A 16652-nucleotide genomic window follows, 5' to 3' on the forward strand; every position below is an offset into this window, starting at 1 on the left:
CCAAATGAATGGCCGCTGTGGCAAAGTCGCAACGCATTGATCACGTATGTCTCACAAAAGCGGAAACCCGTCGTTAAAACAGACGTAAAAGCTAAAGCTAAAGCGGTCGCGGTTTAGATCAAATCGATCCAAGCCTTTGCCAGAGCAGCGCCGGCTTTATCCGCAGCAATGCCGGAGCGCTGTAAATTTGCAGGCAATTGCGCCGGCCACTCGGGCGCGAAGGCAGTTATTGAATCGCCCAGCGATTCACTCCATTCAACGACGAGTTCACTATTCGCTTCAAAATGAAACTGTGTGCCATAGACAGCACGCCCAATCCGATAGGCCTGATGCACTGTCATATCGCTAACCGCCAAATGAATGGCGCCTTCGGGCAGCGAGAATGTATCGCGGTGCCAGTGAAAAATGGGAAAGGATAATCCAGCTTCCGCAAGCACTGGATCGCTTTTGCCATCGTCAGTAAGCCGGACCTCATGCCAACCAAATTCCATAGGGCGATCCAGAATGTTCTCGCCACCATAGGCGCGTGCGACAAGCTGGCTGCCAAGGCAGATACCAAGCACAGCCTTATCTCTATCGCCAAAGGCACGAATGAGATTGAGCAAATCAGGGAAATACGGACATGCGCCGTCAGCAAGTGCGTTCTGCTCGCCGCCGAGCACGATCATCGCCTGATAATCGCTGTCATCGCGTGGCAGGGCCTCCCCCTGATAGGCGTGGCGCAGATCAATCGAGAACCCCGCCTCGATCAATAGAGGCTCAATCTGGCCAAGACCTGAATCAAGATAATTCTGAATGACCAATACGCTCATTGCCAAGCTCCGCTGCCAATCTTATAAGTCAGTTGCTAACATGAAAAAAGCCCGGACAACAGCCGGGCTTTCTTTCTCGCAATAGGCGTTTTCAGTTAATTACCGAAACGCTGACCGTGCGGCCCGCAACCAGATGAACGTTCTGCGGCACATCCTCAATCTTCACCCGCACGGGCACGCGCTGCGCTAGACGAACCCAGTTGAATGTCGGCGAAACATTGGCAAGCAAACTTGTAGAATCGGTACGCTCACGATCTTCGATACCGCCAGCAATGCCTTCAACCCTGCCCTTAAGCTGCACTTGGCTACCCATCACATCGATCACAACCGGGTCCCCAACCTTGATACGCTCAAGCTTGTTTTCTTCAAAATAACCCGACACATAATATGAGTCCGTGTCGACCAGTGCTGTGACGGCGGAACCGGTGGTGACGTAATCACCCGGCTGGAGCGAAAAATTGGTGATCACGCCATTCACCGGTGCCCGGACAGACGACCGTTCCAGATTGAGAGAAGCAAGATCCCGATCAAGCTCGGCCTGACGATAAGCGGCTTCGGCCTGCTGTGTCGCCGTCTCGATCTGCTCCATCTTTTGCTGCGTGACGGTGGTGTCGTTAAGCTTGCTATACCGGGAGAGATCCCGATTGGCCATATCAAGCGCTGCCTTGCTGCTGGCAAGCTTTGCGTCTGCCAATTGCAGCGCCAGCTTGTAGCGAGCCTGATCAATACGGAAAATCACATCACCCTTTTTGACGTTCTGATTGTCATGCACCAGAACTTCGCTCACAAGACCCGCAACATCGGGCGCAATGCGCACAACATCAGCGCGAATTTTACCGTCGCGGGTCCATGGTGCATTCATGTAATAATCCCAAAGATGCCAGCCAAGCAGCCCTGCTACTGTGACCATGACGAGGGTAAGAAAGACCCGACCGGAATGTGCAAAAAGCTGTTTCATAGCGGTATTCCATTCAGAACAACGGCGCTCACGCCGAGAATGCAGAAGTACATGGCGGCATCAAACAGGGGCCTGTGCCACACAAAACGATAGAAGCGGACGCGCGCCAGCAAGCGCTGCATCAGCGAATTGGCAAAATAGGCGCCCAGTGCCAGAACCGCGAGGCTCGGCAGATAGATGCCATAGATGTCGAATTCCGGTCTCATGACTCTAAAATTTCCATTCTCTGAACATGTCTCATGCAGCATCCGGCAGTTCCAGTTGCGGCTGTGGTGGCAACTGGAAAGGCGGTGCCTTGGGAAAGAGGTTGAAGCGCAGGGCGACCAGCGCCAGACGTGGCCGTTTGGCGATTGCAGGCGATCCATGATCGATGATCACGGCGATAGCGTCGTCGATAGCCGCAAGAAGCCGCTCGTCAATATCGAGACGCGTTTCAGCTTTCCTGTTGCGCAGAAGCGCGCGATAGTGAGCACCGACGCCGTCGAGCACCCTGTCGACCGCTTCACGGCAAGCTTCAGGCATCTTCGCCCGATATTGCTGAAGATCGATCGTATTCATGCCGTTACGCAGATCGCGCAGCAGATCGACCTTGGCAATGTCGGCTGACGGGATCAGTGCAAGCCTTGGCGTCATCATGCCGATGCGATCAATCATTCTGAGCAGCAAGCCGTTCATACGCTGACGGCGATGGCGACCCGGCTTACGTTCAGTTGCAAGAACAAGATCATTCCAGCCTGCCTTGACGAGGCGCTGCACTGTCCATTCAGCCCCTACCGAACGAACAATTGAGGTAACGACCGCTGCAATGACAATACCAACGACCGTTGCCAGGTTTGCGTTGGCAAAGCTTACGAAATCATGCGTGAGACGGCCTTGCAGCATCAGCAGCATCGGCAGATTTATGCACAGCACCATGCCGAGCATGAATTGCGACGGTATTGCCAGAAGCAATCCGGCAGGGATCAGAAATAGGCCCAGCACGAGCATAAGCGGCAAGAAACTATCGACCAATGGCAGCAGTGCGAACTCAAAAACAAAGGCCGCAACAATTACGATCATCAACAATTGGCCAAACTTGCGCATAACCGGGACGGGATCATCCATCGCTGCAAAAATACAGCAGAAGATACCCGCCATCATCGCAGCCGCACTGCCCTGCGACCAACCCGTTGCAATCCAAAATGCGGTTGCAACACAGGTCGAGACGAAAGCACCAAAGCCCGAAAGAAAGGCTATCCCATAATCTCTGTGCTGCGGGCGGGTTTTCAGATGTGCATCATAACGACGCCACCGAAGCGCATGTCGGGAACCGGAAAAAATATCCTGACGCAGTGTAATACAGTCGCTCCATATCTGAACCAGATCTCTCACGCGTGCTGCAACATTAAATGGCAAGAGCTCATTCCATGTGCAGGCGTCCTTACCAAAGCGTTCAATTTCATCGATATAGCCCAACAAAACCGCACGGCGCTGCTCGGTTAAATTCTCTCCGCTTTCAATCCAGCTGCAGGTTTCATCGAGCAATTTCTGCACTGCCGGATGCCAAGGCTTTTGTCCTTCACCAGGCTTGAAAAGCAGCACATCGTGCAAGCTCGAAATGATCGGCAGAACGGCGACCATACGCTGCTGCAGCACATGCAGAAGCCTTGCAACATCGCGGATAGACGATGTGTCATAAGCCACATGCGTGGTCAGATTGCGCAGCTCCAAAGCATCTGCCGCCAACCGCTGACGGTCACGCAGAAATTCGGGACTATCGCCATTGCCCCGCAACGCTGCAACGGCAAGCTTTGAACCATCGCGCAGCCAGTTATCAATACGCGCAACAAGAACCGGGCCGCTATGACGTGGAAACACCAGACGATTGACCACCGCAGCGCATATGATGCCGATGGCAATTTCTTCAACACGGCCCACCGCATAATTGAAAGTGGTTTCAGGGGCCGATACGACGGCAAAGCTTGCAATGGCGACGGTATACCCCGCCAGCATAAACAGATAGCTGCGCGGCGTGCCGTCAAGCAGGCTGATTGCCAGACAAAGCCCCATCCAAAGACCGATGGCTAAAGTGAGGAGTTCTGGAGAATTGACCAGATGCGGGACAAACAGGATGGTAACCGCACCACCGATGATCGTGCCGATCAGGCGATAAAAGCCCTTGGATGTCGTTGCACCTGAAAGCGGATGCGCAACAATATAGACAGCAGCCACCGACCAATAAGGATTTGGCAAATCGGCCAGCAGCGCAATCCACAGCGCGAGCATGGCCGCAGCAAAGGTCTTCAGCGAGAAGACAACGTCCCAAAATCGTGGCAATGTTTCAGCGGGCTTGATCATCAGTTTTACAAATGCTTGTTCATTAAGTTTGCTCAGGATGGCTGGCTCTGGAATTTATCGTGAAGCTTGCGCAGCACATCCAACGCAACATCCACGGCATCGGGGTCGAGATCACCAAGAAATGCCGTGCGCAATCTCGTTGCCGCTTTTTCAACCTTTGCAGCAAGTGCTCGGCCTTCATCCGTCAACTCAATGAGCTTGACGCGGCGGTCATTCTCATCGGCAATACGACGGATAAGATTTTCTTTTTCCAACTCATCGACAACACGAACGATTGTGGCGCCTTCAATGCCGACACGCTCGGCAAGCACGCCTTGCGGAACGCAATCGCCATGGCGCAGGAGCGTCATAAGCGGGATGGCTTTTGCATCCGACAGACCGTGCTCTGACATCGCCCCGTCAAAAGCTTTTCGCCATGCGCGCGCATTTGCTGACAGCAACGGTGCGAATTCGACCCAGGCCTGTTTCATAACTTACATTCCATTCAAATCGATAGGTTCATATCTATATGGATGCAATCTTATTCAATTCCAATGGTTTTTTGTTAGGATCAACTCATTGTGTACGCAACTGTTGCCCGTGCTGTGCGGCAACCAAATCGCTTGACCATTGCCCCTGCCCTCTGTCATCGATGCGATCATGCGCGCGAATTATAAAATGCAAAGACTTTATCTCGAAGCCAGCCTTGGCGATGGTGCTCACGTGGAAGCTCCAACGCAGGCCGCCCATTATCTGACTCATGTTTTGCGATTAAAGGACGGCGACGAAATTCTCGCCTTTAACGGGCAGGACGGCGAGTGGAAAATGCGCCTGCGCCCAGAAGGCAAGAAGCGGTTGTTTCTTGAAGCGGTCGAGCAGACTCGCCCACAGCCCGCGCCTTGTGACCTCGTTTATTGTTTCGCACCGCTGAAACAAGGGCGGCTCGACTATATGGTGCAGAAGGCCGTGGAGATGGGAGCAGGCGTTTTGCAGCCTGTGATTACACAGCATACGCAGGTGCCTAAGCTGGGCACGGACCGCATCAGGGCCAATGCCATTGAGGCTGCCGAACAGTGCGGCGTTCTCGCGATACCCGAATGCCGCGATGCGATCCGCTTTGACCGCTTGCTTGAGCAGTGGGATGCATCGCGCCGCCTTATCTTTTGCGATGAAGGCTATGAAACGGACGACCCTCTGACCATTCTAAGCAGTCTTGAGCCAGCCGCCTATGCGGTGCTGATCGGGCCTGAAGGGGGATTTTCGGAAAGTGAACGTCAGCAATTGCGCAGCCTGCCTTTTGTGACAGCGATACCATTGGGACCGCGCATTTTGCGTGCCGATACAGCGGCTGTCGCAGCGCTTACCCTTGTGCAGGCAGTGCTGGGTGACTGGAAAACATGAATATGAATGCAAGAAAATCCAATCATCAATGAAATTGACTTGCGCGATTTGACAAATTTGTCCAATCACGCTGACAAAGAAAAATTCGTCTAGGGATAATATGAATGGCGCGCGACACGACCGATGAAACAGCACTAACCGGTGTTGAAGAACTCGCAGCCTATCTTGCTGAGGGAGCCAAGCCCAAGGATGCATGGCGCATCGGCACCGAGCACGAGAAATTTCCTTTCTACGTCGCGAACAACAGCCCCGTTCCTTATGAAGGGCCAAGTGGCATTAAAGCCATTCTCGAAGGCATGAAAGCCAAGCTTGGCTGGGAGCCGATTATCGACGAAGGCAATATTATCGGTCTCGTTGAGCCAACGGGACAGGGTGCTATTTCGCTCGAACCGGGTGGCCAATTTGAACTGTCTGGCGCGCCGCTTTCCTCTATCCACCAGACGTGCCGTGAAGTGAATGCTCATCTTTCGCAGGTGCGCGAGATTGCGGAACCACTTGGCATTCGATTCCTTGGCCTCGGCGGCAGCCCAAAATGGACATTGGCCGAAACGCCTGTCATGCCAAAGTCACGTTATAACATCATGACCAACTACATGCCGAAGGTCGGCCATGAAGGGCTGGACATGATGTATCGCACGTCGACCATTCAGGTGAATCTCGATTTCAGTTCCGAGTCCGACATGCGTCGCAAGATGCAGGTTTCGATGAAGCTCCAATCGATTGCAACGGCCCTGTTTGCAAGCTCGCCCTTCACGGAAGGCAAGCCAAATGGCCTTCTGTCGTGGCGCTCCAACATCTGGCGCGATACCGACAATCAGCGCTCGGGCGTGTTGCCGTTTGTCTTCTCCCAAAACTTCGGTTTCATCGACTATGTCGAATGGGCGCTCGATATCCCGATGTATTTTATCCTGCGTGATGGCCATTATCACGACTGCACGCACGTCACCTTCCGCCAGTTCATGAATGGTGCATTAAAGGGTGAAGTCAGCGATCCGGTGCCGAATATGGGCGACTGGACCAACCATCTCTCGACCCTGTTCCCGGAAGTGCGTCTGAAACGCTTCCTCGAAATGCGCGGAGCCGATGGTGGCCCATGGCGCCGTATCTGCGCCCTGCCCGCTTATTGGGTTGGTCTGCTTTATGATGAGGAAGCGCTCAGTGCCGCAGAAGATCTGACCAAAGACTGGACCTATGAAGAGGTGCTGGCGCTGCGCAATGATGTACCTGCAAGGGCACTCAATGCTTCGTTCCGCGGCAAGCCTGTTGCGCAGATTGCACGCAAGACGCTGGAAATATCGCGCCTTGGCCTGCTCAACCGCAAGCAGCTTAATGGCGATGGCTTTGATGAGACGCATTTCCTCGCACCACTCGAAGAAATCGTTGCCGCAGGCATCACCGATGCGGAGCGGATGCTCAAAGCCTATAACAGTGTCTGGGCAGGATCGGTCGAGCCGATCTTCCTCGAATACGCTTATTAAACGCTAAAGACGCTCGCGCTTATCTTCGACCGTAGCCAGCGGTGCGCCGGGTCACTTTCCCGGCGCTTATGCCATATCTGCACAAACGGTATCGGTGGCAACGCCACGGGCACAGGCAGGACGGCCAGATTGCTATCCTTCGGAAGATTCTTCAACCCGCCACGCGCAATGGTCAAAATGAGGTCTGTACCGGAAATCAGCTGTGGCGCAACGCCCCAATGCGGAACAACCACTGCGACATGCCGCGTATATCCGGCACTTTTCAAGCTTTCCTCAATTTCCGTCGGCGCATCACCGCGCACCGCAACAAGCGCATGCGGTCGCTCCAAATATGTTTCAACATCCAATACCCGCCCCTCGATGCTTCGGCGGTCAAGCAAACAGACATATTCGTCCTGCATGATGACATCTGCCGCAATCTGAGCCGGCAAATGTGGGAACACACCAAACCCCAGATCAATCTCACCATCCAGAATGCGCGCGACCATGCTTTCACGGCTAAACTGGCTGACCACCAGATCAACCCCCGATGCTGTCCGGCGTAAATCCCTCACCAGTTCAGGCAGCAAAATGCTACCGCCATAATCGGACATGGCTAGATGAAAACGATGCTGCGTGGTTATAGGATCAAAACCCTGCGGACCAAGAACACTGCGTATCCCTGACAGAACCTGCGCAAGCGGCTTCGTTATCTCCATTGCCTTGATGGTCGGAGAAAAACCTGCCCCCTGGCGAATGAGAAGCGGATCATCGAACAGCTCTCGCAAACGGGCCAGCGCATGGCTGACGGCTGGCTGACTCATATTCAACCGTACCGCTGCGCGCGAGACATGGCGCTCTGTCAGAAGTGCATCCAGAACCACAAGCAGGTTCAAATCGACACCGCGCAGATTATTCATCTTGTGCATAATAAACTCTGCAATCTGAATTTCAAATTCAGTTCGTTTATATCTAGATTTGAGCCAGATGAATACAGAAAAGGCTATCTTCATGCAGGCTCAGGGATCACTCACATTTTTAATCGCCGCCCTTATCGCAGGTGCGGTTGTACCGTTTCAGGCAGGTGCCAACGCAGCTTTAGGACGTGCGCTCGGTCATCCGCTTTGGGCAACGATTGTTTCATTGATTGTCAGCATCATCTGTGTGTTGCCCGTCTTACTGGCGATGAAAGTGTCACTCCCCACTTTCAGTGGTCTCGTAGGACAACCGAAGTGGATATGGATCGGCGGCATTGCCGGTGTGCTCTACATTACCGCCGCCATTCTATTTGCCCCAAAACTTGGTGCAGCCGGTTTCATGACTGCAGTTATCGCCGGACAACTCATCGCCTCTGTGCTGATCGATTATTTCGGCATCATGGGATTTGTATCAAGAGAAATCACGCCATCCCGTCTGATCGGCGTCCTACTCGTCGCCATTGGTGTCATCGTCATGCAGGCGCCATCCCTATGGCGCGGAATGCAGGCACTGACCGCATCCGGACAGAACTAAAACCAAAGGAACGCAAAATGAATACTCAATCCACCCAACAATCACTCACTCTTGGCGAAGGGGCTACCCCTGTTCAAGTTCGCTTTGCCCGGCCAACGGATAAATTTAATGAAGTCATCGCTTTCTATCGTGATGGCCTTGGGCTGCCGCAACTTGGTGCCTTTGAAGCCCACGACGGATATAACGGTATCATGCTGGGCCTGCCCGGAAAGAGTGTACATCTTGAATTCACAGAACATGAAGCAGGCAGTCCTTGCCGGGCTCCGTCGGAAGATAATCTGCTGGTGATCTATATAACCGACGAGGCGGCTTATGACCGTTTGAACAAACGGATGCAGGGCGGAGGCTATGCGCCTGTGGAGCCAGAAAATCCTTACTGGCTCAACCGCAGTTTCACCTATGAAGATCCCGATGGCTGGCGTGTGGTCGTCTGCAAGGAAACAGGTATTTAAAGCGCATTCCGAAAACCGCTTCGCACTTTTCGGAATGCGCTAGCCTCACTTCAAATAAGCAAAAGGCGCGGAAGTCCGCGCCTTTTGCTCGTTAAGCCGAAACCTGCGTTCCCTTACTCGGATCAGGAATGACCACAATCGTGCTGCCATCGCGCACATTGTTATAGAGATCGATGACATCCTGATTGAGCAAGCGGATACAGCCAGACGACACTGCCTTACCAATGCTCCATTCTTCAGGCGATCCATGAATACGATAGATCGTGTCACGTCCGTCTTTATGAATATAGAGAGCGCGTGCGCCGAGCGGATTTTTCAAACCGGGCGGCATACCACCATTGGCGATGCTGTAAGGTTCCAGCGCAGGCTGGCGCGCTACCATTTCATCCGGTGGTGTCCAGCGCGGCCACTGCCGCTTATAAGCGATAATCGCACGGCCAGCCCATGAAAACCCATCACGTCCAACGCCTATGCCATAGCGCATGGCGCGGCCATTGCTGCGCACATGATAAAGATATTTGTTGGGCGTATCGACGATAACGGTGCCAACCTTTTCAGTGGTCGGATAATCGACTTCCTGCCGCCAGAATTTCGGATCGACTTTGGCAACATTCACCGCAGGGATTGGAAACTGCTCATAGGGCATCGCTTCATACATGGGCGGCACAGCGCGTATCGGAGCAGGTTCAGGTTTGACCTGGCTTGCCTGCTGCGCGGTCGAAACACAGCCCGATAATGCAACAGCACTCGCACCGATGAGAAACGCGCGGCGGCTCGTCACTATACGGCCATGGGGAAAGTTACGCGACATTCAAAAACTCTTTCGCTTCATCCAATTAAGCCATTTGGCTCGCTAAACGAACGAAAGAGAAAACCAAACTTAAGTCAGCCTTAAGAGTGCTCATTTATCTGCAACCTCAGCGAAATTGCGCTCTATGTGTTGCTAAAAGAGCGTGTCCTGCCCGCCAGAACCAGACGAAGACGTTTTTCGCGCCGCGCCTTTCGGTGATGGTATCTCAGGGCCATGTCCCGCTGTTGCACAGACATCGCCATCACGGAAGCGGATCGACAAAGCATCCCCTTCCGAAATACTTGCCGCTTGTTTGACCGGCTTGCCATCCGCATCAAAAACAACCGCAAAACCGCGATCCAGAACGCTTTCATAAGAGAGTGTCCGCATCAGGCGTTCCAGTTCCTGCCCACGGCGTTTTGTGCGCTCAATCAACAGGCTGATCGCCTGATCTCGACGGCGATCAAGCTGCTCGACAGTGTTTTTTGCAAGCGTTGCGCGGCGCAACAGCGGCGCCGGCGTCAGTCTTTCGGCACGCCGCGCAAAAGCAACACGTCTTTCGCGCAGGAAGACTTCCAACGCACGCGGCAAGCGCTGGGCAAGCAATTTCAAATGACGCTTTTGCTCATCAAACCCGCGTTGCAGCAAACGTGGCGACAACTGACGCGCACGGCCCTCGAACTGAACGCGTTTCTGTTGCGTGTTCACAAAAAGCCCGCGTGTCAGACGTGACGCCGCCTCATCAAACCGCCGCCGCGGCAAGGCCAGCAACTGATCGGCAGATGGCAGCGCGCGACCGGCCGCACGATAGGCCTGACGCTTCAGGTCAATGAAACGCGACATGGCCGACGCCAGCCGCGCAGACTGTGTTGCAACTGTTGCAACCAGATCGGCTTTGACCGGCACTGCCATTTCAGCAGCGCCTGTCGGCGTTGGCGCACGCACATCAGCAGCCAGATCGATCAGCGTCCAGTCCGTTTCATGGCCAACGGCCGAAATTACAGGAATATGCGATGCGGCAACTGCGCGAACGACGATTTCATCATTGAAGCCCCAGAGGTCTTCAAGACTGCCGCCGCCACGCGCCACAATCAGAACATCAGGGCGCACAATCGCGCCATCTTCGGTCAGTGCATTGAAACCTTCCACCGCTGCGGCCACTTCCGCGCCACTGGTTTCACCCTGCACGCGCACAGGCCAGACAATGACATGCAGTGGATAACGATCCGAAATGCGGTGAATAATATCGCGGATAACCGCACCTGTTGGCGATGTGACAACACCAATCACCCGCGGCATGAATGGAAGAAGCTGCTTTGCTGCGGGATCAAACAGGCCTTCCGCAGCCAGCCTGCGCTTGCGTTCTTCAAGCAGCGCCATCAGCGCGCCTGCACCCGCCGGTTCCATCTGCTCAATGACAATCTGATATTTAGAAGAACCAGGATAGGTCGTCAGTTTACCCGTGGCAATGACTTCCATCCCCTCTTCGGGGCGGAAGCGTAAACGCCCCATGGACCCGCGCCAGATCACAGCCTCAAGCCGCGCACGATCATCTTTAAGTGCAAAATATGCGTGTCCTGACGAATGCGGTCCACGATAGCCGGAAATTTCGCCGCGCACACGCACATGCGAAAACGTATCCTCGACCGTGCGCTTCAAAGCGCCGGAAATCTCGGAAACGCTATATTCCGCTAAATTGGAGGCGGTGCCACCCGGTATCGAATCTGAACCCATACTCATTCTGCAATAGGTAACAGCGGACGTGCATTGGTCAACGGGGCAAGACGCCACCCCGTCATCTTATGCACCATCACCAACCCGGCAATAATTCATTGCTGCGCACACGGCGTGTCCGGACAGAAGGAAAGGATGCTATTTCTGCAGACGCCATCGCAACCGGCGCAGGCGATGAAATATTATCAAGGCTTTCAATGATATGCTGCGCCAGCGCATCCACAATCGCATTTTGTTTGGTATGACCACGCATAATGCCAATACCAAATTCGGGCAGCGCGCCAAAACCGTCCGCTTCACCCAGAACACGCATGCCCGGGCGCAGTGCACATTCCGGCAAAACCGAAACCGCCAGGCCTGATAAAACCGCAGCAGCCAGAACTGTTGCAGACCAGCTTGTGATAATAATCCGATAATCGCGCTCTGCCTGCTCCAGAAGACTGATTGCCGCATGACGCCAGATGCATGTTGGGCGCCCCACAGCCAGCGGAAGCATCGCTTCTTCGTGAACGGCATGATTGGCCGACGCTACCCATAAAAGCGGTTCTGTTCGCACAACTTCAGAGCGGCGCTTGTCATCACACTGCGTCACAAGCGCAATATCCAGCGTTCCCCGGCGGATCATCTCATCGAGATTAACGGTCGGCTCACAAACCACCGAAAGCTCGACACGTGGATTTGAACGCGCAAAGCGCGCCATGATTTCGGGCAAAAACCGATCAGCATAATCATCCGGCGTTCCGATACGCACATGGCCTTCGAGTTGCGTATCGTCAAAAGCTGCAATGGTTTCGCCATTGAGCAACAACATCCGGCGCGCATAGATCAGCAATCGCTCGCCATCTTCAGTCAGCCTGTTAATGCGGCCATCCCGCTCAAAAAGCGGTTTTCCAATGCGCTCCTCAAGACGGCGCATCTGCATGGAAACAGCCGATTGCGTTTTGAAGACAGCATCTGCTGCCTTGGTAAAACTGCCTGTGTCGGCAATGGCAATGAAGGTCTGCAATTGGTCCAGATCCAAAGGCGCACTCATCAGAACCATCCATCATAATTATTGAACTGTTACATTAAAAACATTCGTTGGAATAATCAATTGGCTTGTTGGATAAAGCCGACGTCGCAGAGAATGGAGACGCGAAAGCGAATGACCTGACGATACCAATATTTTAAAGACGCGCGCTTAAAGGAGAGCGGCAATGACAGCGATCAGCAAGACCACGATGACACAGTTACCGGCAACGAGTGCAAACGCCTCCGCGCTCAAGCAAATGGTAAAGTCCGTGTTTGTGTCGGTTCTGCGTCGCTGGACGCCTTTCCGAAATCGGCGCCATGTCATGCGCCTCAACGAACTCGATAATTATCTGCTCAAGGATATCGGGCTTCAGAGCGGAGACATTTATACAGTGATTCATACGCGCAGCGCAGAAGATCCGACGCGCGTTCTGTCCAAGCTTGCAGATGCGCGCTTACGCGTGGAGGCAACCCGCCATATCTGCTGAATGAACATCTGGCAGGCGCCACCTTCACAGCCGGGTCCCCTCTCGGCCAGCCTGCCCCTTTGCCCGGCTTGCATCTTTGCTGCCGGGCTTTTTTTATTACCATCCGTTTCAGCTACCGATGCAATACCAAGGCCTCCCCGGAGCAACAAAGAAATAACTGAATTTACCACATTTTTTTAAAAGAAGGGCTTGCACTCATCGTTTGAGTTCGCTAGATGGAGGCCGTCGACAAACAAAGCTTCACGCTTCTGTCGAAAGTGCTGTTCAGATCAGTAAGACTGACAAGCAAACCCTGCTGGGGAATAGGTTAACGGTAGACCCACGGACTCTGACTCCGTTAGTCCTGGTTCGAATCCAGGTTCCCCAGCCATTTGATTTCATTAGATAATTTGCCTTACAAATTCGGAACCGGTTAAAGCGGTTTACACCTCAGTTTACAGACTTGTGTTTATTTTCAAGCTTTCGGATGGCGGATTCAGCAAGTTTAGGATCACGGTTTAGGTAGTGCGCATCGAGGATTGATCGCACATCACGCAGACTGTGACCGGTGATGGTTGCGATTTCTGCTTCTGTGCATTCGGCCAAAGCCAGCCGGGTCACCGCTGTCCCGCGTAGATCGTTGAAGGTTAATCCAGATACACCAGCTTTGATTCTCGCCTTGCGCCATGACGTTCTAAATCCGTCGCTCGTCCATGCTTCACCATCCAGATTTTTCAAAATCGTGCCTGTGCGATTCTCGATTGCATCGAGCATCGCCTTGAGAGGCGCACCAACAGGTATGACCACACGCGCGCCGGTTTTCGACTGCTTCAGTCTAATCTTAGTGCCGTCATAAGCAGTCCACTCCAAGCGCAGCAGATCACCTTGGCGTTGTCCGGTCCATAACGCCAATTGTAGAGCAAGGTGAAGGTGCGTGGGTGCCAATGCCATGAAGGCATCTTCATCATCTCCCGCCCATACATTCTCGGATCGATTGCCGCGATAAACGCGACCACCCTTTTCGCATGGATTGGCAGGAACCTTCCCTAAAGGCAGCGCCCAAGAAAGAATTCGGGCGAGCACTTGCCATGCATAATCTGCCTGCCGACGCGATTTCTTTGCCAACTCGTCTCGCCATTTCATAAAGACGGCTTTGGTACGGATGTCAGCCAGACCGTTTATCGGAAAACTACCAAACTTCTTCTCAATGACTTTAATCTGTTTAATGTAATCTGTCTGAGTGCGCGGGGCGAGATCAGCCCATATTGTCGTGTCCTGAAATTCATTCAGAACAGATTGCAGCATCGTCGAATCTGGCTTCCTCTTCGCCGAAACCAACGAATAATAAGACTCGGTGAATTCATCGCTGCCCGGCTCGCCTTTAATGCGTGGGCCTTTGCGCCATGCATAATAATAATAACCCGTCGTACCGTCAGCGAGCTTCTTCTTAACCCGATGAATTCCCTTCATATTAATTCGCATTTTCTACAAGCCATTTATCAAGCGAGTTTGCAGGCGTCGGCTTTTCTTCGCTAGCCAAGACGATAATCTTGCCAGTCTGATCAACCTCTGCGCGTGTAACTTTCAGTCCGGCTGCTATTGCGCCCTTAATTGCACGCGTCACGTCCGCTTGTTTGAAAGCAACAGGTCTTTTCATAATTCACCTCATACGCGCATTGGCATCAGCACAAAAAGCGGCTTCTCGCCGCTATCGGGCGCATCTGTAGTTGTGATTTTGCAGGGTGAGCCGGGCGCTTCGAGTTCAAAGGTGAGTTCCTTAGAACCAAGTGCCTCAAGAATATCTAGGCAGTAACGACCGTTGAAACCGATTTCGAGATCATGCGGCGCTCCATTGGTGATGTTGATGCTGTCCTGTGCTTGACCATTGTCCGGATTGTTTGTTTCCAGCTGCAGCTCGCCAGCTGTAAAGCTGAACTTCACGGCGCGCCCGCGTTCTGACGAAAGTGTCATGACCAGCCCAAGTGCTGCTGCGAGTGCTTCACGCTCAACGGTGTAGGATTTGTCATTATTAGCTGGAATGACCCTCGGATAATCGGGATAGTTGCCGTCGATCAGCTTAGAAGTGATCACAATGCCTCCGGGCATTTCAAAGCGGATTTTTTGCGTCGACAGACTAATTGCTACGTCGCCCTCTGCGCTTGCAAGGTGCCTGAGCAGGCTGACTGTCGCACGAGGAATGATAACGCCTGGCATGTCTTCGCTGCCTTCAGGCGGGCTAAGTTTAACCAATGCCAGGCGATGGCCGTCAGTCGCAACAAACGCCAGATGATCGTCTGTTCTGTGAAGGTAAATGCCATTCAGATAATAGCGGGTTTCCTCCGTGGAAATTGCGAAGCTGACTTTGGCAATGGCTGTCGTGATATCCGCGCCCGACAGATTGAAGTGGTGCGTAAACTCACCTGCTGACATTTCTGGAAAGTCGGAAGCTGGCAGAACCTGCAGGCGGAATTTGGAACGGCCTGCCGATACATTCACATGCGCGTCGTCGCCATCAAACTTAACAGTTGCTCCATCTGAAAACTTGCTGACAGCATCATGCAATAATGCGGACGGCATTGTGAAAGGCACTAATGAACCGATGTCCGGAGCCTCGACGCTTGCAGTCACCTCCATATCAAGGTTAGTGCCGGTAACAGAAAGACGACCATTCTCAGCGGTGATAAGCACATTGCCAAGAATTGGGATTGTGTTGCGTTTTTCGACGGCTCGATTGACCGCCTTCAAGGCGGGGAGCAATGCTCCCCGCGCGATTGTAAAACTGGTTGCGGACATCAATTGACCTCCGGCTTGCCAGCAAAGGAAGGCAATTCTGTCTGCTTTGTTAGTGTCAGCAAATCAGATTCTACTTGCTGTGTAATCACGAGATCTGGACGATAAATGTTATAGAACCAGACAACTTTCTGGTTACTCATGCGGTATCGCAACCGCACCGGGATGCGCACTTTTTCACCCATAAAGAACGGGGCAATAGACAGAATGAATATTCCCGGAACTTTAACCGGTTGTCCGTCCGCACCAGTGTGTGTTTCTTCCCACTGAATTTGTCCTTCGCCCGACTGAAGTTTGGTCTCTGTCTTGACCTGCGAGGACACATTGACCTGCATTTTGCGAGATAAGTTTACAAGCTGAGAAGGTGCCGCCACAGTCGTGTTAAAGTCGCGCTCAATGGTGGCAATTTCCCCATCAGTTGGCGAGGCAAGGTCAGGAATGCGATCTTCTAAGAAGATTGCAAAATCCTGCTGCCCCATGATTTCAGCATCATTTTTAATCCAGAGTTTCCAATCGTCAGACAAGGGAAACTCATAGTGGATTTTGTGCTGACAATTATCGGCATCTCCGCCAGACGTATTGCGATGGTAGTCTATTACAGACGTGAGGCTTGGCTTAGTCCAATCGAGATTGGCAAATATCGCTGAGTCTTCGGTTTTGTGGCGATTGGTTAGATCAATCAGTGCATCCAAAGTTTGCACATGAGCAGTTCCTCGTTTGCGACTAGGAAACACGCGATATTTTTCGAGAATGTGATCAACGCCTGAAATTGATGGCTCGCTTCCTCGTGTCAATAGAGCTGGTACTTCTTTTGGAAGGCCAATCATTGCCTCCGTAGTTTCGATTTTAACCAGTTCAGCGCCGCTTGCCTTTGCGCCAAGTTCGGCTGCTGCAGTAATATCAATGGCGAGGTTGTGAACTGCATTTGTTGCAATAGGTGTCTCAGACATTT

18 protein-coding genes and 1 tRNA gene are annotated in these 16652 nt (G+C 52.9%); 6 read left to right on the forward strand and 13 right to left on the reverse strand.

Annotated elements, in window-relative coordinates:
- Positions 1 to 113: 113 nt before the first annotated feature.
- From VBH83_RS08785 to VBH83_RS08805, 5 genes are all read right to left on the reverse strand, one after another.
- A complete protein-coding gene (locus VBH83_RS08785; RefSeq protein ID WP_265986098.1) occupies positions 114 to 812 on the reverse strand; it encodes a type 1 glutamine amidotransferase in 699 nt (232 codons plus the stop codon).
- A gap of 91 nt (positions 813 to 903) precedes the next feature.
- Positions 904 to 1770 carry an HlyD family secretion protein gene (locus tag VBH83_RS08790; RefSeq protein ID WP_265986097.1) on the reverse strand — a complete coding sequence of 289 codons (867 nt, stop codon included), beginning with the start codon at positions 1768 to 1770 and terminating at the stop codon, positions 904 to 906.
- Positions 1767 to 1976 carry a DUF1656 domain-containing protein gene (locus tag VBH83_RS08795; RefSeq protein WP_265986096.1) on the reverse strand — a complete coding sequence of 70 codons (210 nt, stop codon included), beginning with the start codon at positions 1974 to 1976 and terminating at the stop codon, positions 1767 to 1769. Before VBH83_RS08795 ends, VBH83_RS08790 begins: the two co-directional genes overlap by 4 nt.
- Positions 1977 to 2007: 31 nt before the next feature.
- Positions 2008 to 4107 carry an FUSC family protein gene (locus VBH83_RS08800; protein WP_265986095.1) on the reverse strand — a complete coding sequence of 700 codons (2100 nt, stop codon included), beginning with the start codon at positions 4105 to 4107 and terminating at the stop codon, positions 2008 to 2010.
- A gap of 32 nt (positions 4108 to 4139) precedes the next feature.
- Positions 4140 to 4577, reverse strand: coding sequence for a MarR family winged helix-turn-helix transcriptional regulator (locus VBH83_RS08805; protein ID WP_265986094.1), 438 nt, complete (start codon positions 4575 to 4577; stop codon positions 4140 to 4142).
- 169 nt (positions 4578 to 4746) lie between these two features.
- Here VBH83_RS08805 and VBH83_RS08810 point away from each other — a divergent pair, with 169 nt between their 5' ends.
- On the forward strand, positions 4747 to 5487 hold the full coding sequence (locus VBH83_RS08810) for a 16S rRNA (uracil(1498)-N(3))-methyltransferase (RefSeq protein WP_323054563.1): 741 nt from the start codon (positions 4747 to 4749) through the stop codon (positions 5485 to 5487).
- Positions 5488 to 5591: 104 nt separating this feature from the next.
- Positions 5592 to 6965: a glutamate--cysteine ligase gene (locus VBH83_RS08815; RefSeq protein WP_265986092.1), complete on the forward strand. Its 1374-nt coding sequence runs from the start codon at positions 5592 to 5594 to the stop codon at positions 6963 to 6965.
- On the opposite strand, the gene VBH83_RS08820 is transcribed toward VBH83_RS08815, so the two are convergent.
- Positions 6962 to 7873, reverse strand: coding sequence for a LysR family transcriptional regulator (locus VBH83_RS08820; protein WP_265986091.1), 912 nt, complete (start codon positions 7871 to 7873; stop codon positions 6962 to 6964). The genes VBH83_RS08815 and VBH83_RS08820 overlap by 4 nt on opposite strands.
- 58 nt (positions 7874 to 7931) lie before the next feature.
- On the opposite strand from VBH83_RS08820, the gene VBH83_RS08825 reads away from it, so the two are divergent.
- Together VBH83_RS08825 and VBH83_RS08830 are read left to right on the forward strand one after the other, a co-directional pair.
- Positions 7932 to 8456 carry a DMT family transporter gene (locus VBH83_RS08825; RefSeq protein WP_265986090.1) on the forward strand — a complete coding sequence of 175 codons (525 nt, stop codon included), beginning with the start codon at positions 7932 to 7934 and terminating at the stop codon, positions 8454 to 8456.
- A 17-nt stretch (positions 8457 to 8473) separates the two neighbouring features.
- On the forward strand, positions 8474 to 8908 hold the full coding sequence (locus VBH83_RS08830) for a VOC family protein (protein ID WP_265986089.1): 435 nt from the start codon (positions 8474 to 8476) through the stop codon (positions 8906 to 8908).
- Positions 8909 to 8999: 91 nt separating this feature from the next.
- Here VBH83_RS08830 and VBH83_RS08835 read toward each other — a convergent pair whose 3' ends face one another.
- The 3 genes from VBH83_RS08835 to VBH83_RS08845 all read right to left on the reverse strand — a co-directional run bounded on the left by VBH83_RS08835 (position 9000) and on the right by VBH83_RS08845 (position 12465).
- Positions 9000 to 9719, reverse strand: a complete 720-nt coding sequence (locus VBH83_RS08835) for a L,D-transpeptidase (protein WP_265986088.1) — start codon at positions 9717 to 9719, stop codon at positions 9000 to 9002.
- A gap of 132 nt (positions 9720 to 9851) precedes the next feature.
- Positions 9852 to 11432, reverse strand: a complete 1581-nt coding sequence (gene xseA / locus VBH83_RS08840; protein WP_396997212.1) for an exodeoxyribonuclease VII large subunit — start codon at positions 11430 to 11432, stop codon at positions 9852 to 9854.
- 76 nt (positions 11433 to 11508) lie between these two features.
- A complete protein-coding gene (locus VBH83_RS08845) occupies positions 11509 to 12465 on the reverse strand; it encodes a LysR substrate-binding domain-containing protein (protein ID WP_265986086.1) in 957 nt (318 codons plus the stop codon).
- Between the two features lie 163 nt (positions 12466 to 12628).
- Between VBH83_RS08845 and VBH83_RS08850 the strand changes: the two genes are divergently transcribed.
- Positions 12629 to 12931: a DUF1127 domain-containing protein gene (locus tag VBH83_RS08850; protein ID WP_265986085.1), complete on the forward strand. Its 303-nt coding sequence runs from the start codon at positions 12629 to 12631 to the stop codon at positions 12929 to 12931.
- A 296-nt stretch (positions 12932 to 13227) separates the two neighbouring features.
- Positions 13228 to 13301, forward strand: a tRNA-Gln gene (locus VBH83_RS08855).
- Positions 13302 to 13360: 59 nt separating this feature from the next.
- Here VBH83_RS08855 and VBH83_RS08860 read toward each other — a convergent pair.
- The 4 genes from VBH83_RS08860 to VBH83_RS08875 are packed head-to-tail and all read right to left on the reverse strand — an operon-like array spanning position 13361 to position 16650.
- Positions 13361 to 14380, reverse strand: coding sequence for a tyrosine-type recombinase/integrase (locus VBH83_RS08860; protein ID WP_396997215.1), 1020 nt, complete (start codon positions 14378 to 14380; stop codon positions 13361 to 13363).
- Position 14381: 1 nt separating this feature from the next.
- Complete coding sequence (locus tag VBH83_RS08865; RefSeq protein WP_396997217.1) at positions 14382 to 14567, reverse strand: hypothetical protein; 186 nt, start codon at positions 14565 to 14567, stop codon at positions 14382 to 14384.
- Between the two features lie 8 nt (positions 14568 to 14575).
- A complete protein-coding gene (gene dnaN, locus VBH83_RS08870; RefSeq protein WP_396997219.1) occupies positions 14576 to 15703 on the reverse strand; it encodes a DNA polymerase III subunit beta in 1128 nt (375 codons plus the stop codon).
- Positions 15703 to 16650, reverse strand: a complete 948-nt coding sequence (locus VBH83_RS08875) for a DUF2303 family protein (RefSeq protein WP_396997221.1) — start codon at positions 16648 to 16650, stop codon at positions 15703 to 15705. The genes dnaN and VBH83_RS08875 overlap by 1 nt, the downstream gene beginning before the upstream one ends.
- Positions 16651 to 16652 lie beyond the last annotated feature (2 nt).

The sequence above is a fragment of the Ochrobactrum sp. S1502_03 genome, assembly GCF_044435015.1.
In the GTDB taxonomy this organism is placed as follows: Bacteria; Pseudomonadota; Alphaproteobacteria; order Rhizobiales; family Rhizobiaceae; genus Brucella; species Brucella chromiisoli.

Coding starts and splice junctions, on each gene's coding strand:
- VBH83_RS08785 (WP_265986098.1), bottom strand. CDS start 812: ATGAGCGTATTGGTCATTCAGAATTATCTTGATTCAGGTCTTGGCCAG.
- VBH83_RS08790 (WP_265986097.1), bottom strand. CDS start 1,770: ATGAAACAGCTTTTTGCACATTCCGGTCGGGTCTTTCTTACCCTCGTC.
- VBH83_RS08795 (WP_265986096.1), bottom strand. CDS start 1,976: ATGAGACCGGAATTCGACATCTATGGCATCTATCTGCCGAGCCTCGCG.
- VBH83_RS08800 (WP_265986095.1), bottom strand. CDS start 4,107: ATGATCAAGCCCGCTGAAACATTGCCACGATTTTGGGACGTTGTCTTC.
- VBH83_RS08805 (WP_265986094.1), bottom strand. CDS start 4,577: ATGAAACAGGCCTGGGTCGAATTCGCACCGTTGCTGTCAGCAAATGCG.
- VBH83_RS08810 (WP_323054563.1), top strand. CDS start 4,747: ATGCGCGCGAATTATAAAATGCAAAGACTTTATCTCGAAGCCAGCCTT.
- VBH83_RS08815 (WP_265986092.1), top strand. CDS start 5,592: ATGGCGCGCGACACGACCGATGAAACAGCACTAACCGGTGTTGAAGAA.
- VBH83_RS08820 (WP_265986091.1), bottom strand. CDS start 7,873: ATGCACAAGATGAATAATCTGCGCGGTGTCGATTTGAACCTGCTTGTG.
- VBH83_RS08825 (WP_265986090.1), top strand. CDS start 7,932: ATGAATACAGAAAAGGCTATCTTCATGCAGGCTCAGGGATCACTCACA.
- VBH83_RS08830 (WP_265986089.1), top strand. CDS start 8,474: ATGAATACTCAATCCACCCAACAATCACTCACTCTTGGCGAAGGGGCT.
- VBH83_RS08835 (WP_265986088.1), bottom strand. CDS start 9,719: ATGTCGCGTAACTTTCCCCATGGCCGTATAGTGACGAGCCGCCGCGCG.
- xseA (WP_396997212.1), bottom strand. CDS start 11,432: ATGGGTTCAGATTCGATACCGGGTGGCACCGCCTCCAATTTAGCGGAA.
- VBH83_RS08845 (WP_265986086.1), bottom strand. CDS start 12,465: ATGAGTGCGCCTTTGGATCTGGACCAATTGCAGACCTTCATTGCCATT.
- VBH83_RS08850 (WP_265986085.1), top strand. CDS start 12,629: ATGACAGCGATCAGCAAGACCACGATGACACAGTTACCGGCAACGAGT.
- VBH83_RS08860 (WP_396997215.1), bottom strand. CDS start 14,380: ATGAAGGGAATTCATCGGGTTAAGAAGAAGCTCGCTGACGGTACGACG.
- VBH83_RS08865 (WP_396997217.1), bottom strand. CDS start 14,567: ATGAAAAGACCTGTTGCTTTCAAACAAGCGGACGTGACGCGTGCAATT.
- dnaN (WP_396997219.1), bottom strand. CDS start 15,703: ATGTCCGCAACCAGTTTTACAATCGCGCGGGGAGCATTGCTCCCCGCC.
- VBH83_RS08875 (WP_396997221.1), bottom strand. CDS start 16,650: ATGTCTGAGACACCTATTGCAACAAATGCAGTTCACAACCTCGCCATT.